Origin of the sequence: Amycolatopsis thermophila (genome assembly GCF_030814215.1) — a bacterium.
Classification (GTDB): Bacteria; Actinomycetota; Actinomycetes; order Mycobacteriales; family Pseudonocardiaceae; genus Amycolatopsis_E; species Amycolatopsis_E thermophila.
Genome location: NZ_JAUSUT010000001.1, coordinates 7,020,385 through 7,035,111 on the forward strand (window position 1 = coordinate 7,020,385; position 14,727 = coordinate 7,035,111).

At 69.3% G+C, this 14,727-nt stretch carries 15 protein-coding genes and 2 pseudogenes; 9 read left to right on the forward strand and 8 right to left on the reverse strand.

Going from position 1 to position 14,727, the window contains the following annotated elements; genetic code table 11:
- Positions 1-30: 30 nt before the first annotated feature.
- Positions 31-1,229, reverse strand: a pseudogene (locus tag FB470_RS34320) (IS110 family RNA-guided transposase).
- Positions 1,230-1,460: 231 nt separating this feature from the next.
- On the opposite strand from FB470_RS34320, the pseudogene FB470_RS34325 reads away from it, so the two are divergent.
- A pseudogene (locus FB470_RS34325) lies at positions 1,461-2,698 on the forward strand (IS256 family transposase).
- Here the strand turns inward: FB470_RS34325 and FB470_RS35950 are convergent.
- The gene (locus tag FB470_RS35950; RefSeq protein ID WP_370876722.1) at positions 2,664-3,437 is read right to left on the reverse strand and encodes an Imm1 family immunity protein; all 774 of its coding nucleotides are present in this window, start codon (positions 3,435-3,437) and stop codon (positions 2,664-2,666) included. The pseudogene FB470_RS34325 and the gene FB470_RS35950 sit on opposite strands and share 35 nt — an antisense overlap.
- Here FB470_RS35950 and FB470_RS34330 point away from each other — a divergent pair.
- Positions 3,436-3,909 (forward strand): hypothetical protein, encoded by a 474-nt coding sequence (locus FB470_RS34330; RefSeq protein ID WP_306998460.1) that lies wholly within the window; start codon positions 3,436-3,438, stop codon positions 3,907-3,909. The two genes, FB470_RS35950 and FB470_RS34330, sit on opposite strands and share 2 nt — an antisense overlap.
- A 156-nt stretch (positions 3,910-4,065) precedes the next feature.
- Here FB470_RS34330 and FB470_RS34335 read toward each other — a convergent pair whose 3' ends face one another.
- From FB470_RS34335 to FB470_RS34345, 3 genes are all read right to left on the reverse strand, one after another.
- A complete protein-coding gene (locus FB470_RS34335) occupies positions 4,066-4,539 on the reverse strand; it encodes a MerR family transcriptional regulator (RefSeq protein ID WP_306998462.1) in 474 nt (157 codons plus the stop codon).
- Positions 4,540-4,558: 19 nt separating this feature from the next.
- Positions 4,559-5,431, reverse strand: a complete 873-nt coding sequence (locus FB470_RS34340) for an SDR family NAD(P)-dependent oxidoreductase (RefSeq protein WP_306998464.1) — start codon at positions 5,429-5,431, stop codon at positions 4,559-4,561.
- A 656-nt stretch (positions 5,432-6,087) separates the two neighbouring features.
- A complete protein-coding gene (locus FB470_RS34345; RefSeq protein ID WP_306998466.1) occupies positions 6,088-6,327 on the reverse strand; it encodes a hypothetical protein in 240 nt (79 codons plus the stop codon).
- Between the two features lie 166 nt (positions 6,328-6,493).
- On the opposite strand from FB470_RS34345, the gene FB470_RS34350 reads away from it, so the two are divergent.
- The 3 genes from FB470_RS34350 (at position 6,494) to FB470_RS34360 (ending at position 9,459) form a co-directional block, all read left to right on the forward strand.
- Positions 6,494-7,174, forward strand: coding sequence for a response regulator transcription factor (locus FB470_RS34350; protein ID WP_306998468.1), 681 nt, complete (start codon positions 6,494-6,496; stop codon positions 7,172-7,174).
- Entirely contained in the window at positions 7,171-8,556 is a 1,386-nt protein-coding gene (locus FB470_RS34355) for a sensor histidine kinase (RefSeq protein WP_306998470.1), read from the forward strand. The genes FB470_RS34350 and FB470_RS34355 overlap by 4 nt, the downstream gene beginning before the upstream one ends.
- 252 nt (positions 8,557-8,808) lie before the next feature.
- On the forward strand, positions 8,809-9,459 hold the full coding sequence (locus tag FB470_RS34360; RefSeq protein WP_306998472.1) for a cytochrome c oxidase assembly protein: 651 nt from the start codon (positions 8,809-8,811) through the stop codon (positions 9,457-9,459).
- A 56-nt stretch (positions 9,460-9,515) separates the two neighbouring features.
- Here FB470_RS34360 and FB470_RS34365 read toward each other — a convergent pair whose 3' ends face one another.
- On the reverse strand, positions 9,516-10,070 hold the full coding sequence (locus FB470_RS34365; RefSeq protein ID WP_306998474.1) for a MarR family winged helix-turn-helix transcriptional regulator: 555 nt from the start codon (positions 10,068-10,070) through the stop codon (positions 9,516-9,518).
- 262 nt (positions 10,071-10,332) lie between these two features.
- On the opposite strand from FB470_RS34365, the gene FB470_RS34370 reads away from it, so the two are divergent.
- From FB470_RS34370 to FB470_RS34380, 3 genes are all read left to right on the forward strand, one after another.
- Positions 10,333-10,908 carry a hemerythrin domain-containing protein gene (locus FB470_RS34370; RefSeq protein ID WP_306998476.1) on the forward strand — a complete coding sequence of 192 codons (576 nt, stop codon included), beginning with the start codon at positions 10,333-10,335 and terminating at the stop codon, positions 10,906-10,908.
- A gap of 94 nt (positions 10,909-11,002) precedes the next feature.
- Positions 11,003-11,212 (forward strand): hypothetical protein, encoded by a 210-nt coding sequence (locus FB470_RS34375; RefSeq protein WP_306998478.1) that lies wholly within the window; start codon positions 11,003-11,005, stop codon positions 11,210-11,212.
- Positions 11,213-11,228: 16 nt separating this feature from the next.
- Entirely contained in the window at positions 11,229-11,582 is a 354-nt protein-coding gene (locus tag FB470_RS34380) for an STAS domain-containing protein (RefSeq protein ID WP_306998479.1), read from the forward strand.
- Positions 11,583-11,686: 104 nt separating this feature from the next.
- Here FB470_RS34380 and FB470_RS34385 read toward each other — a convergent pair whose 3' ends face one another.
- Positions 11,687-12,100, reverse strand: coding sequence for a four-helix bundle copper-binding protein (locus FB470_RS34385; RefSeq protein ID WP_306998481.1), 414 nt, complete (start codon positions 12,098-12,100; stop codon positions 11,687-11,689).
- Between the two features lie 87 nt (positions 12,101-12,187).
- On the opposite strand from FB470_RS34385, the gene FB470_RS34390 reads away from it, so the two are divergent.
- The gene (locus FB470_RS34390) at positions 12,188-13,405 is read left to right on the forward strand and encodes a cation:proton antiporter (RefSeq protein ID WP_306998483.1); all 1,218 of its coding nucleotides are present in this window, start codon (positions 12,188-12,190) and stop codon (positions 13,403-13,405) included.
- A gap of 112 nt (positions 13,406-13,517) precedes the next feature.
- On the opposite strand, the gene FB470_RS34395 is transcribed toward FB470_RS34390, so the two are convergent.
- Complete coding sequence (locus FB470_RS34395; protein ID WP_306998485.1) at positions 13,518-14,624, reverse strand: hypothetical protein; 1,107 nt, start codon at positions 14,622-14,624, stop codon at positions 13,518-13,520.
- Between the last annotated feature and the right edge of the window lie 103 nt (positions 14,625-14,727).

Genomic DNA, 14,727 nt, shown 5'->3' on the forward strand with positions numbered 1-14,727 from the left:
GGGCACTGTGAGTGATTCCCAATGATGTTGTCAACCTGCTGCGGCTGGTGGCATGGCTTGGTATTCGGTGCGGTCTCGGAGCATGGCCCAGAGGACGTTCAGGCGTCGTCGGGCGAGGGCGATGACGGCCTGGGCGTGCCGCGTTCCTCCGGCTCGTTTTCGGTCATAGTAGATCTTGCAGGCTGGGCACCAGCGGATGCTGGTGAGAGCGGAAAGCAAAAGCACTCGAAGCAGGCGTCGGTCGTAGCGACGAGGTCGGCGCAGGTTGCCACTGAGCCGACCGGAATCGCGGGGTGCGGGAGCGAGTCCGGCGACCCCGGCGAGCCGGTCGGCAATGAACTGAGTTAGGTCACCGCCGGTGGCGGCGAGGAACTCGGCGCCGAGCAAGGGACCAAACCCTGGCATGCTCAAGATGATTTCAGCGTGTTGATGTTGACGAAACCGGTTTTCAATGAGGGCGTCGAGTTCGGCGATCGCGGCGTTGAGCGCGAGCGCCTCATTGGCGAGCCGGGCGACCATGTCCGCGCCGGTTGCTGGCCGGCGATGGTGGTGTGTTGTGCGTTGGCGGCTTCGATCGCTGTGGCGGCGACCGAGGCGGCGTTGCGAACTTTGCGGTTGCGCAACCAGGTTTCCAGCCCGGATTCGCCGCAGCGACGCAGCGCTGCGGGCGTTTGATAGCCAGTGAGCAAGACGAGGGCGGCCTTGCTGGCGCTGTAGTCGAAGGCGCGTTCCAGAGCGGGGAAGTACTCGCCGCGTTGGGCGCGCAGCCGGTTGATGTGACGGGTCCGGTCACAGACCAGGTCGGTGCGCCGGGAGGTGGGGACGCGCAGGTCGGCGCTGAGTTCGTCGCCAGGCACCAGGGGCTGCAGGTCACGGCGCATTCTGGCCTGGTCGGCGATGATCGCGGCGTCCTTGCCATCGGTCTTGCCCTCACCACGGTAGCTGGCCGCAGCGTGATAGATGGTGCGGCCGGGGATGTAGAGCAGGCGCTGATCGTGTTTGGCCAGCAGGGCCAACAGTAGAGCTGCACCTCCGCGGTTGAGGTCAACCGCCCAGGTCACCGGCACTGGGCCTGCGAGCGTCGTCACGTCTGTAATGAGGGCCAGCAGCGCGGTCTCCTCGTTGGACACTCGTCGCGACAGCAGTCGGCCCCCGTCGGCGTCGATCACCACACAGTGGTGGTGGGTCTCGCCTGCATCGATTCCGGCCCAGAGTTCGGGCACGGCCACCTCCTCCTCGAACCATGGACATCAGAGCCCCAGCAGACGACCTCGCCGTCGCGTCCTTACACAGCGATCCTTATCGCGCATCCCAATCAGCGGTCGAGTCGTCGCGGGACGCCGGGCGGCCAATCACTCATGGCCATCCCATCGGCGGTGACATCACAGCCATACCCGGCGTCCCTGGGCGCTGCGGACCCTAACCGGTACAGGCCCCGAACACCTGCGCACACGGTAAGGATGACATCGGACCTTGTGAGTCCACGCAAGCGTGACGAGAAGCTGCCGCAGCTGTCGCCGTTGACCGGCCCGGACGGCCTGCTGAAGCTGTTCACCAAGAACGTGCTGGAAGCGGCGCTGAACGAGGAAATGACCGAGCACCTCGGCCATGAGAAGAATCAGGCGGAGCCGGACCGGGAATCGACCAACGTGCGAAACGGGACTCGGTCGAAGACCGTGATCTCGGACGCGGCCGGCGAGGTGCGAGTCGAGGTTCCGCGGGATCGGGAAAGCACGTTCGAGCCCCAGATCGTCAAGAAGCGGCAACGTCGACTTGCCGATGTGGACGAGATCGTGTTGTCGTTGTGTGCGAAAGGGATGACCACCGGCGAGATCTCCGCGCATTTCAGCGAGATTTATGGGGCGTCGGTGAGCAAGGAGACGATCTCACGGATCACCGACAAGGTTGTCGCCGAGATGCAGGAATGGGCCAACCGGCCACTCGACGCGATCTACGTTGCTGTGTTCATCGACGCTATCCACGTCAAGGTTCGCGACGGCCACGTCGCCAACCGGCCGGTCTACGCAGCCACAGGCGTGACCGTGGACGGGCAGAAGGACGTGCTGGGCCTGTGGATGGGCATCGGCGGCGAAGGCGCGAAGTTCTGGATGAGCGTCCTTGTCGACCTGAAGAACCGGGGGATCCGCGACGTGTTCTTCCTCGTCTGCGACGGCCTTAAAGGTCTCCCGGAAACCGTCACGAACGTGTGCCGCAAACAATTGTTCAGACGTGCGTCGTTCACCTGATCCGCAACACGTTCCGGTTGGCTGCGCGGCAACACTGGGATGAGATCAAGCGGGATATCAAGCCTATCGACACGGCCCCGAACCCTGGCGCTGCGCTCACTTCGTTGGATGAACTCGAGGAGAAATGGGGCAAGAAATATGGTGCGATGATTCGGCTGTGGCGCAACGCATGGGAAGAGTTCGTGCCGTTCCTGGACTACGATGCTGAAATCCGACGCATGATCTGCTCGACGAACGCGATTGAATCACTGAACGCCCGCTACAGGCGAGCGATCCACGCGCGCGGACCTTTCCCCACCGAGCAGGCCGCGATGAAGTGTCTGTACCTTGTGACTCGCAGCCTGGACCCAACCGGAACCGGCCGCGCCCGATGGACGATGCGCTGGAAGCCAGTCATCAACGCATTCGCCATCACCTTCAGTGACCGCTGGCCGGGAGCCGAAACCTACTAACCGAACCGCCGGAAACACCGATCACGGGATAGACCCCCACAGTGGTCAAGACCTGCAGCACCCCACTGACCCGGAGCCGAGAGTGATCAGGCCGGTAGGACTTCGCGATCCAGAAAGCCCTCGCCGCCTGCCGAACCTGAGCGATGGGCACTTCGTAACTGGCCGGGATTTCGCGCGGGTGGGCCATATAGTCGTACCTGACTTGCCCGGTCAGGGTGGTGTCGCCGGTGGTTTGGGCAGGCTCGGGGCCATGAAGAGCAGGAAGCCTTTGTCCTGGTCGACACCGAGGTAGAACGCGCCGCGCATAGGGTCTCCGGCGCGTCGCACCGTGCGTGTGGCAGCGGCCGGCGCGGGTGCATGCAAAGCCAGAAGTGCGCCCGCAGCCGCCACAGGGGATCGCTGCGGTCCCAGTCGGGCTCTGGTGTCTCCTCGGCGGCCACGTCAGTACTCCTCGCCGTCTCGGACGCCGTACCGGATCGCGTTCTGCTGGGCCCGGTAGTAGTCCGTTCCGGCGAGGTCCGGCTCGATCCCCCCTCCGGGAGGTCGCGCACGTCGCGGCCGGCGCCACGTTGGTGTAGTCGAGGAACAGTGTGGAGTAGATCGCGCTCAGGTGCTCGAACACGTCGAGCCAGTCCGGGTCGCCGCCGCCCATCCGGTTACGGCAGACGGCCTGGAGGCGACGATGGTCCGGCGACGCTCCGGCTTGGTTTGTGTCGGGGGCCGGGTGACACAGGACCATGCACACACCCGCGATCGTCCGGACGCCGGCACCGGAAGTGGTGCTCGAGGCACCGGAGAGCGTCGCTCTGCTGCTCTACAGCGCCAACGCTGTCGGTGATGCCGGGCTGGCGTCGGTGGTGATGAGCGCGCTGGAGTCGACGGCCGCGGCGGCGGCCGGGAGGCTGGGCAGGCACTTCGCGGTGCGCGGCACCGAGCCCCACCTGGCGGTGCAGCAGGACCAGACGTTCCCCCGCCCGCACGCGCACGTGCTGGTGCGCGACCGCGTGGAGCGGTCGATGTTCGACGGCTGGGCCCGATACGCGCACGCGCGGTACCGGCCGAGCTGCAGGTGCGGCTGTACGACGGAGGGGTCGGCATCACACGGGAGTACCCGAGCCCGCACGGCTGGGAGATCACCGCGGCCATTCCGCAGCTGGGCAAGCTCCCGCGGCTTCGGTGCGGAACCGCGCCGCGGGTCTTGTACCCGCTAGAGCTGGAACCGATGGTTCCGCCTGTGCCACCGGCGCACACCGAGGCGCAACAGGACGCACGCACCTGACGTCCCTCCATCCTGAGGAGACCCCTAGACCCATGGACACGACAAAGTGGTCAGGCACGGATGCCGGTGCCTGACCGGGGCAGGGCCGTCAGTCTTCCGGGTGTCCGTTGTAGACGCGGATTTTGTACTTGGTGGTCTCCAGCGCCAGGTTGAGTTCACGGATCTGCCGCGTGATTCGCTCTTGCTGGTCGAGCATGATGCGGCGGCGTTCCGGAATGGTGCTCGGGCCCTGCTCGACGAGCCGGATGTAGCGCTTGAGGTCGGTCATGGTCATGCCGGACAGGCGCATCCGGGTGAGGAAGACGAGGCGGCGCAGGTCGAACGCGGAGTACTCGCGGTACCCGGAGGCGTTGCGAGCGGGCCGCACGAGTCCCTCCTGCTCGTAGTACCGGAGGGTGTGCGTCGGCAGGCCGACAAGCCGGGCGGCCTCGGCGACGCTCTTGGGCGTCGCCGAGGCCTCGATCGTGGCGTCGTCGAGCAGCTCGTGCAGCGCCTCGATCGCCGATGAGGATGGCCCGTCGCTGGCAGTGAGGATGCGTTCGATCAGCGTTTCAGTAGCCACGGCCAACATCGTACGAGGATCAGAACGCGCGCACCGCGGGCGGCGTGTCTGGGAAGTCTGCCGATTCGCTCACAGACGCCCATTTCTCGACATCGTCGAGTGCATCACGGTAGACGCGGGTGAGATTGCGAACCGCCTCGGCACCGAGCGGGAGGCGGAGCGGCGCGTCGGGGGTGTCGAGCATGTTGCGGATCACCCGGGCGGCGCGTGCCGGATCGCCCTCCTGGATGCCGTCGGCCTCGGCCATGTTCGCGCGTACGGCACCGAGGACCTCGTCGTAGGTCGAGCTCTGCGGCGCTGTGTTGAGCACGTCGGCGGCGTTGAACGCGGTGCGGAAGCGACTGGGCTCGACGATGAGGACGCGGATGCCGAACGGTGCGACCTCGCCCGCGAGCGCCTCCGACCAGCCCTCGAGCGCGAACTTGCCAGCTGAGTAGCTGCCGACGCCGGGGAACGACATCCGCCCGCCCTGGCTGCTCATCTGCACGATCGCACCCGAGCGACGCTCCCGCAGGTGGGGCAGCACGGCACGCACATAGGCGGCCGGGCCGAACAGGTGCTGCTCGAGCATGGCCCGCAGCGCGGCATCCGTGATCTCTTCGGCGGCGCCGACCTGTCCGGCACCGGCATTGTTGACGAGCACGTCGACGCGCCCGAACACCTCCAGCGCCCGCTGCACGACCGCGGCCGCTCCCACCGTGTCACGCACATCGTGCTCGATGGCGAGGAGCCGATCCCCGTACCGCGCCTTGAGCCCGTCGAACCGGTCGGCCCGTCGCGCGGTCCCGATCACCTGCTCGCCGACCTCGAGTGCCGCCTCGGCGAGCGCCAGGCCGAGGCCCGAACTCGCGCCCGTGATGATCCATGTCTTCGTCTCGTTCGTCGTGGTCATGACCGCAACGCTAAAGCTTCGAGCGCGCTCGAAAGCAAGCCGCGCTCAGACTCGGGTCTCGGGTCAGCTCGTCACTCGCGCGTCGCGAGATCCGCGCTACCGGAGGGCCCGGGCCACCTCGTCCGGGCTGGCGTTCAGCACGGTGCGGAACTTGCCCGACGGTTCACCGCCGACATGCAGCGCGGCGTGGCCGAGCTGGCTCGGCTGGGGTACGACGCCAAGTTGTTCCGCAGCATGCTCGCCCAGCACGGTCCAGTCGAAGCGGCTCGCCGCCTGGTCCTGGCCCGCGACCCCTCGGATGGTCTCTGGCGCCTGAAGACACTGCTCGAACCTGTGCTCTCGTGGATTGAGGCGAAGACCGTCTCCGTGCCTCGTCACACGCGGTCGGAACCGCTGATCTTCCACCGGCCACGGTGACACATCGGCTCCCGAACACGTTCTGCCATTGCCGTAGTCGTACACAACCCGCGCTGGCGTGCGGAAACACGACTCATGCAGGTCAGTGCGGGTCCTTCAGGTCCGTTGAGCCTTGTTCAGCGTGCAGTCCCACTCCCCGCTTGCTCTCACGGTGCTCCCCGCGCGAGCATCGACGCACGACGCCCGCTACGACTTGCCGGCCAGTGCAGCGGGTCGGCTCGCGTCAACTCCGGAACGGCTCACCAGCCGCCGAGGTACCGGCGGACCTCGAAGTGGTAGCCGCCGCTGGCCAGCAGCTCCACCACGAGCACTGCAGCCGCGCTCAGGAAGGCGAGAGCGCACGCCGAGGCGATCGCGGGCCGTCCGGCCAGCGCCGTCACAACGGTGGCCACGAGCGCGGCGGTCGACAGCAGCGTGACCGGCACCAGCACGATGGTCCGCCGGCCGCCAGTGTCCTGACGACGAGGTTGCTGTGACACACCCCCATCGTCTGCCGGCGGCTGCCGGGACGAGCTGACAAGGACCTTGCGATCGTCCTCCCTGGTGACAGCGGGAGCGACCGCCGGGTGAAAGTTCAGGCGATTGCAAGCTTCGACCTCTGGCGCGAGGCGCCTGCGCCCGCATCCGGTGGTAACAATGGCAGCCATGCCGACCCGAGTCCTCCTGGTCGAAGACGACGAGCGCATCGCGCAGGCGCTGAGCCTGGCGCTGGACGACGAGGACTTCGACGTGATGCATGTGCCCAGTGGGGAGCGCGCGCTGGACGCGGTGGAGTCCGAACTCGTCGAACTCGTACTGCTCGACCTGATGCTGCCCGGCATGGACGGTCTCACCGTCTGCCGCAAGCTGCGCGCGAGCGGGGACCTGCCCATCATCGTCATCACGGCACGCTCGGACAGCCGCGACGTCATCGCCGGTCTGGAAGCGGGCGCCGACGACTACGTCACCAAGCCGCTGGTGGCCGGGGAGCTGGCCGCACGGATGCGGGCGCTGCTGCGGCGGCGGTCACCGGGGCGGCCCGCGGTCCTCCACGTCGCCGATCTGGAGGTCCGGCTCGACGCGGCCACCGTGTTCCGGGACGGGGAGCAAGTCCACCTCACCCGGACCGAGTTCGGTCTGCTCGCCGAACTCGCCGCCTCCCCGGGCGCTGTGGTGACCCGCGAGCAGCTGCTGAGCAAGGTGTGGGGATACGACTACTTCGGGGACACCCGGCTGCTCGACGTGCACATCCGGCGGCTGCGGCGCAAGGTCGAGGCCGACCCGGACCACCCCCGCACGATCGTCACGGTGCGAGGCATGGGCTACAAGATCGAGCCGGAACCATGACGCGAACCTCCCGGACCTGGCGCCGGGTGCTGTCCTTGCGCTGGCGGGTGGCGATCGCCTTCGGCCTGGGGTCGCTGCTCGTCGCGGGCATGTTCGCGCTGGCGACCTGGAACCTCGCGCGTGGCTACATGCTGGACCAGCGGCTGCAGAGCGCGACGCAGCAGGCCGAGGTGAACGTCCGGCTGGTCGACGAGACGCTCCGCACCGGGGCTACCGGTCTGGACGAGCTGCTGACCGGGCTGACGACCGGGCCGAATTCGACGATCATCCTGCTGCGCCAGAGCGGTCAGCTCACCAGTGGCCGGCCGGTCGACCTGGGTCAGCTGCCCGCCGCGTTCGTGAACACGGCACGGGAGGGGGTCGCGGTGCGGCAACGGGTGCGCGTGAGCGACTACCCTGTGCTCGCGGTCGGTCTTCCGGTCGCCGGCGCAGGCGGGACCTACATCGAGCTGTTCCCGCTGATCGAACTCGACCGGACCTTCCGGTTCCTCAGCAGTCTCCTCGCGGGCGGCACGTTCGCGTCCGGTGTGCTGGGTGGTGCGCTCGGGCTGTGGGCGAGCCGTCGTGCGCTGCGCCCGCTCAGGGCGTTGACCGACGCGGCGTCGCGGGTGGCGGCCGGCGACCTGACCGCCCGCCTGCCGGAGCAGGCCGACGCCGATCTGGCTCCGCTGGCGCGCACGTTCAACGACACCACCGCGGCGCTCGAACACCGGGTGCAGCGGGACGCGCGTTTCGCCGGCGATGTCAGCCATGAGCTGCGGTCTCCCCTGACAACGATGACCAGTGCGGCCGAAGTCCTCGCGCGCCGGCGAGCCGATCTGCCCGAGCGCGCCCGCCAGGCCCTGGACCTGCTGATTCTGGAGGTGCACCGGTTCCGGAGCGTGGTCATCGACCTGCTGGAGATCACGCGGGCCGATCAGCAGGGCGACGACGAGGCCTGGGAGATCCTCGACCTCGCCGGCCTGGTGGCCAACGTCGCGGCGTTCCAGGAACGTGCGGTCCCGCCGGTTGAGGCCCCGTCGGAGCCGGCCCTGGTGCAGGTGGACCGGCGGCGGATGGACCGGGTTGTGGGCAACCTCCTGGACAACGCGGAACGCTACGGCGGGGGTGTAGTGCGCGTGGGCGTGCAGGTGGACGGCGGGCGGGTCCGGCTGGAGGTCGACGACGCGGGCCCCGGGGTGCCGGAGCACCTGCGGGAGCAGATCTTCGAACGCTTCACGCGGGGAGAGCGAGCCGGGCAGCGCGGCGCCGACACCGGCAGCGGGCTGGGACTGGCCATCGTCGCCGAGCACGTGCGCCGGCTGGGCGGGCGGGTGTGGGTGAGCGATCGCCCGGGCGGTGGGGCGCGCTTCGTCGTCGAACTCCCGATGGCTCCGTCATGATCCGCCGCCTCGTGGTGGCGCTGATGGCGGCCACCGTCTCGCTCGCCGGGTGCGGGGTCAGCACCCAGGATGAGCCGGAGCGGCTTCCGACCAGCTCGCCCACGGTCGCCCCCACCACCCCGCAGGTCACTCACCCGCCCACCGCCTCGGCGACGACAACTACCCCGACAACGCCCACTCCGGTTCCGGCTCCCGGCACCGAAACCACACTGTCAGCCTGAAGAACTTTTGCACTATGCACTATTTGGCGGGATGCCTGATCCCCTCACCTGGCACGCGGTCCTGGCCGGCTGGTGGGTCCCGTTGCCGGGCCTCGCGGTCCTGACCACCACCGCGGTCGGCTACCTGTGGTGCGCCCGGCGGGTCAGGGGATGGCCGGTCGGACACACGGCCTGGTTCCTCGCGGTGATCGCGTTCGCCATCGCCGACGTGCTGAACGGCTACAGCCGCATTCTGTTCGCGGTGCACATGGTCCAGCACCTCGTGCTGATCGTCGTCGCGCCGCTGTGCCTGGTCCTCGGTTCTCCGCTGCGTCTCGTGCACGCCTGCGCGGGCGAACGAGCGCGACCCTGGCTGCGGCGATTCGGGCGGAGCAGGCCGGTGCGGTCGGCGGTGCACCCGCTGACCGCGCTCGCGGTCTACACGGTGGTCGTCGTCGGCACGCACCTGACACCGTTCCAGCAGAGCGCGCTGCTGCTCCCGGAACTGCACCGGCTCGAGGAACTGATGTACCTCGCCGCGGGCGTTCTGCTCCTGCTGCGGGTCACCGGAAACGAGCCGGGTGCCCCACGACTGCCCGCGCTGCTGCGGCTGGTGCTCCTGTTCGCCGCGATGGTGGTCGACGCGATCGCGATGCTCAGCGGATTGGCTTCCGAGGAGGCCTCACGCCGCCGGTACCGGTGACGGCGGGCACGCCGCCCGCACGCCTTCGAACGCCGGACGGGCCAGACGCCGGCTGGTCAGAGCCAGAGGGCGTCCGCGCGCTCGCCGGCCGCGGGCTCACCGCCGGCTTCGGTGAACGCGCGCAGGGCCCGGACGAGTCCGCGCCGGGAGGTGACGGGCATCCGCGACACGATGCGGGTGATCTCGGACCGGCGGCGCTGGGTGACCGCGCGCACCACCGCCTGCCCCTCCCCCGTGAGACTGACCACGAGCTCCCGTCGCGACGTCGGGCTGGCTTCCCGGTTGACCAGCCCGGCCGTCACCAGGCGGTCGACGGTGCGGGTGGCGGTCGACGGATTGACGGCCAGGTGCTCCGCGATCGCGGTCAGCTTGAGCGGACCACGCGTGTCCAGCACCACGAGAACCCGGAACTGCGGAATCGTGATCGATTCGTCGACGGCCGCGATCGACTTGGCGGACACAGCCACCAGCAGGCGGGACGCGGTCAACACCGCGTCGGTCATGGCGTCTACGTCGCTGGGGCCCGGCTTCTCGGTGGTTCCGACGGTCCGGCCGGCGGCCGGTGCGGTGCGGGCAGGACGGCGCGTGGGCATGCTCCAGTTGTACCCCATGCGTGGAGGTTTGACGCGTGCGCAACTGTTGCCCGGGCTAAGTTTCCGCCCGCTCCCGCGCGGGTGTGAAGCCGTGCGGGACGGGTAGGCCCGGACAGTGCCCGGGGCAGCGGAGACAGCGGATGCCTTGATCATCGGCACCGGCCCGAACGGCCTGGTCGCGGCCAACCTCGCCGACCGGCTGGAGGAAGTCGTCGAACGGCGCGGCGGAAGCGCGACGCGATGCACCGGGCGGCCTTGAACCCGAGGGAAGGAGACGAATATGGACGCCATCGCGTTCCTGCGCGCCGACCACGTGGAGGTCCTGGGCATGCTCGACGAACTCGACAGCGGCCCGACCGCCCGGGCAGACCGGACACCGCCGGTGCGTCACGCCCGCAAGGAGATCGTGACCCGGCTGGTGATCGCCGAATCGCGGCACGAGGCGGTCGAGGAACAGTACTTCTGGCCCATGGTGCGCGACCAGGTGCCGGACGGCGACGCGCTCGCCAACCAGGCCGTCGACCAGGAATACGCCGCCAAACAGGTGCTGGACGCGCTGGACAAGGCCGATCCGGGCCAGTCGGACTTCGAAGCCATGATCGAGCGCGTCGTCCGCGACGGCCGCGAGCACATCAGGTTCGAACAGGACGAAGTGTGGCCGCGCGTGCGCGCCTGCGTGAGCGAGCAGCGCCTGGCCGAGGTCGGCGACAAGATGGCCGCGGCGAAGGCCAAGGCCCCGACCCGGCCACATCCGGAGACGCCGTCGAGCGCCGGCGTCCAGAAGACCGTGGGCAAGGCCGCCGCCGCGCTGGACCGGGCGCGCGATGCCGTCACTGGCCGCGACAAGGAGAAATGAGCCAACCCAAGGACATCGTCAGTCAGCCGTCAGGTTGGCGACCCTCGCAGCGGGCCACACTGGGATGGACAGCATCCGCAACGCGAGGAGAGCCATGATCGCCAACAGGCACCCCGCGGAGCTCGCCCAGTCTGTGCTGCACCGGCTCGAGAACGAGTTCGGCGCGCAGCTCGCGTCGACCGACATCGTCGACACGGTCCGAGGCGCGGCACGCGATCTGGAGGGGCAGATCGTGCCGGAGGCTTTCGGGGAGATGCTCTACCGCCTGGCCTGCGTCCGCCTCGGCCGTGCGGTTCGGGCCTGAGCGGAAGGACAGGTCCGTGCCCGGTGACATCGCGTTCCACAACCGGACGCCACGCCCCGACACCATGGTGGTCACGGTCTCGGGCGAGATCGACATGGTGACCGGAAGCCAACTGCGCGACCACCTCGACGCCGCGTGCCAGGGACTTCCAGCAGGCGGGCAGGTGGTGGCCGACCTGCGTTCGGTGTCCTTCCTCGGCTGCAGCGGACTGAACGTTCTGGCCGCCGCCAACGAACGGATTCAGCGTAGTGGCAAACACCTCCGGGTGGTCGCGGATCGTCCTGCGGTGCTGCGGCCGCTGCAGCTCACGATGCTGGACCAGAAGCTGCCCGTCGACGTCACACTGCGGGCGGCCCTGGCATCCCGCTGAACGCGAAGTTCCTCATCGTCTGACATCGGCGGGCCGGCTCACGGCTCGCCGACTCCCCGGATGCGGCCCGCGGTTCACACGTCCGGGTAGTCGGCGATCCGCGGTCAGCCCAGGGCGCCCAGCAGATCGCGGCAGGCCCGCTCGCAGCGCCGGCACGCCTCGGCGCACACGCGGCAGTGCTCCATGTGCGAGGCGTGCCTCTCGCACTCGTCGCCGCAGGAGCGGCACACGGTCGCGCACGCCTGCAGGACCGCGCGGGTGCTGTTCGCGTCGTATCCGGTGTGCCGCGACAGGATGCGGGCGGCGGTGTCGCACAGATCGGCGCAGTCCAGGTTGGACCGGATGCATGTGCGCAGCTCGGGCACCCGGTCGTCGGACTCGGACAGGCACGCGTCGGCGCAGGCGGTGCAGGCCTGCGCACAAGCCAGGCACGCCTCCACGCATTGGACGAGCTGAGTCCGGTCGACCTGGCCGAGATCGGCCGGGTAGGTGTCGAGCATCTCGGAAACCACGGTCATGTCTCCTCCCTCCTTCTGCCTGACGTGCGTCGGCATACCCGCGCGCGGTCCGGGGGAACCTGATGCCGGACGACGGAAGGACTCACCGTGGCGCTCGTTCTGGCTTTCGGGGTGGTGTTGCTGGTCAGTGTCTCGCTGTCCGGCCTGGCCGCCCGGACGGTCCTGTCCACCGCGCTGATGTTCCTGCTCGCGGGAGCACTGCTGGGGCAGGGCGGTTTCGGGCTGATCACGATCCACCCGACCGACCCGCTCGTGTCCGTGCTCGCCGACCTGGCGCTGTTCACGGTGCTGTTCACCGACGGCCAGCGCGCGAACCTGCCCGCGCTCAAGGAGTCCTGGCGGCTGTCCGGGCGGGCGCTGGGGGTGGCGATGCCGTTGACCATGGCCGGCATCGCCGTGCCGGCTCACTTCCTGGCCGGGCTGGACTGGCCGACGGCGTTGCTGCTCGGCGCGATCCTCTCGCCCACCGACCCGGTGTTCGCCTCGGCCATCGTGGGCCGGTCGGACGTGCCCGCGCGGTTGCGGCGGCTGCTCAACGTGGAGTCCGGGCTCAACGACGGCCTCGCCCTGCCGTTCGTGCTGGTGTTCCTGGCACTCGCCGCGCACGAACGGAGCCACCCCTGGACGATCGCCGCCGAACTCGGCGGCGGCCTCGCGCTGGGCATCGTGGTGCCGGCCGTGGTGACCCTGGCGTGGCGGCTGCCGGTCCTGACCGCCGAACCCCGCCTGCAGGTGCTCGGCCCGCTCGCGATCGCGGTCCTGCTCTACGCCACCTGCCACCTGACCCACGTCAACGCCTACCTCGCCGCCTTCGCCGCCGGGTCCACACTCGCGACGATCAACCGGACCGCAGCGGAACGGTTCGAGCCGTTCGGCGGCCTGCTGTCCGAGCTCACGAAGTTCGCCGCGCTGCTGGTGTTCGGTGCCCTGATCACACCGAGCCTGCTCGGGCGGGTCCCGCTGGAGGGCTGGGTGCTGGCGGTGCTGGCGATCGTGCTGGTCCGGCCGGTCGCGATGCTGCTGTCGCTGCTGCGGACCCGGCTGTCCGGCCGGGAGCGAGCCACGGCGGCCTGGTTCGGGCCGAAGGGCTTCGCCTCCGTCGTCTACGGACTGTTGGCGCTGCAGTCGGGGATCCCCGCCAGTGCCGCGGTCTTCGATCTGGTGGCCGTGACGATCGCCCTCTCGATCGTGCTGCACTCCTCCACCGACGTGCCCATCGCCCGGGCGCTGAGGGTCGAACTGCCCGACAACCTGCCCGGTGGCCAGCCGGAAACGGCGTCGGCCCCCGGTTCAAGTTCAGTGTGAGCTGCCACGACAAGAGTCCCGTCCGCTCGTTGCCGGGGTTCGTCCGCGTCCTCCCACGGACCTGATCGGTAGGTCCGCACACGGCACAGTCTCGGGCCACTGCTCCGCGGACTCACTCGTCGCGCCGGGACGCCCGGCGTCGCCGCTCCTGCTCGCGGTGGCTGTAGGTCGCCCTGCGGACGGTCGTGTCGTCTTCCAAACCCGAGCCCACGGCACCGGCGACGGTTCCCAGCACCGTCGCCATGAGCGCGATCCGGATGTAGTCGAGGACGCTCGCGGTGTGTCCGAGGCTCTGCGTGACGTAGTCCGGCGGCACGACCAGGGCGACCGCAGCGAGGATGATCACGAACAGCGCTGCGAAGAACGCGATCGCGGCCGCGCCGACGGTGATCGCGGTTCCCGCGTTGCGCAGGCGGCGCTCCCGCTCCCCCGCCCCGGCCGAGGCAGGGGCAGGGCGCTCCCACAGGTTGTGGCCGACGATCAGCCACGTGGCGAGCGCGAGCACCGCTGCCGCGACGACCCCACCCGTTCGTGCCAGGCTCAGCGACGTGGCGAGCCGCCAGATCGACGAGTACAGCACCCCGAAAGCCGAGCCCGCGAACGCACCGGCGAGGGCCGTGGACAACCCGATCACCAGGCGCCACGGCCGGTTGGGCCGCACCATACCGCCGAGCAGCCGCGCTGTCGGGAACCGTGAGATCTGGAACTCCCGCGAGCCGTGCGCGGCCGGGACGGAATCCAGGCCGGCGCGGGCCGCGAGCCGGCTCCCGAGGCGGTCAGCCTGAGCGTGGCCGGGTCCGCACACGAGGTTCTGCACGAGGGTGACCACGACGTCGCGCAGGCGCCGGCCGAGCCGGAAGCCCCCGAGGGACGGCAACGAGATGAGGGCGACCCGGTCGGCCTCGCTGATCTTGACGGCGACCGGTCCGCGGTCACCGAAAACCGGCAGGTCGGTCAGGCAGATCGCGACGTCCCAGTGGGTGTCCCGGACCCGCTGCCGTGCCTTGTCCATCAGCCGGTGGTGGTCGGGGTAGCGGACCTCGAACGGGTCCTGCACCGGCTCCACCGACCAGTCGGTCCGCTCGTCCACCCTTCGCCGCAGTTCATCGGGCAAGCGGTCGTCCAGCGCACCGGCGAACCTGGCGGGGAGGTCGGGGTCGGCGAGCAGCCCGACGACGACAGTCCGCCGCTCGCCGCCGCGGGCCGTTCGATCGGTCACTGGTTCAGCCATCTCACCGCTGAGATTTCCGCCCCGGGCAGCGGCAAACATCGACCACGCCGTTATCTGCTCAGCGCAAGTGTTGCATACTGCAATGGTGGCG

What these genes read in the sequence shown, in the direction of transcription:
- FB470_RS34330 (WP_306998460.1), top strand. Translation starts at nt 3,436, where the DNA reads ATGCACACACCCGCGATCGTCCGGACGCCGGCACCGGAAGTGGTGCTC.
- FB470_RS34360 (WP_306998472.1), top strand. Translation starts at nt 8,809, where the DNA reads ATGCCTGATCCCCTCACCTGGCACGCGGTCCTGGCCGGCTGGTGGGTC.
- FB470_RS34340 (WP_306998464.1), bottom strand. Translation starts at nt 5,431, where the DNA reads ATGACCACGACGAACGAGACGAAGACATGGATCATCACGGGCGCGAGT.
- FB470_RS34375 (WP_306998478.1), top strand. Translation starts at nt 11,003, where the DNA reads ATGATCGCCAACAGGCACCCCGCGGAGCTCGCCCAGTCTGTGCTGCAC.
- FB470_RS34365 (WP_306998474.1), bottom strand. Translation starts at nt 10,070, where the DNA reads ATGGGGTACAACTGGAGCATGCCCACGCGCCGTCCTGCCCGCACCGCA.
- FB470_RS34385 (WP_306998481.1), bottom strand. Translation starts at nt 12,100, where the DNA reads ATGACCGTGGTTTCCGAGATGCTCGACACCTACCCGGCCGATCTCGGC.
- FB470_RS34350 (WP_306998468.1), top strand. Translation starts at nt 6,494, where the DNA reads ATGCCGACCCGAGTCCTCCTGGTCGAAGACGACGAGCGCATCGCGCAG.
- FB470_RS34370 (WP_306998476.1), top strand. Translation starts at nt 10,333, where the DNA reads ATGGACGCCATCGCGTTCCTGCGCGCCGACCACGTGGAGGTCCTGGGC.
- FB470_RS34355 (WP_306998470.1), top strand. Translation starts at nt 7,171, where the DNA reads ATGACGCGAACCTCCCGGACCTGGCGCCGGGTGCTGTCCTTGCGCTGG.
- FB470_RS35950 (WP_370876722.1), bottom strand. Translation starts at nt 3,437, where the DNA reads ATGGTCCTGTGTCACCCGGCCCCCGACACAAACCAAGCCGGAGCGTCG.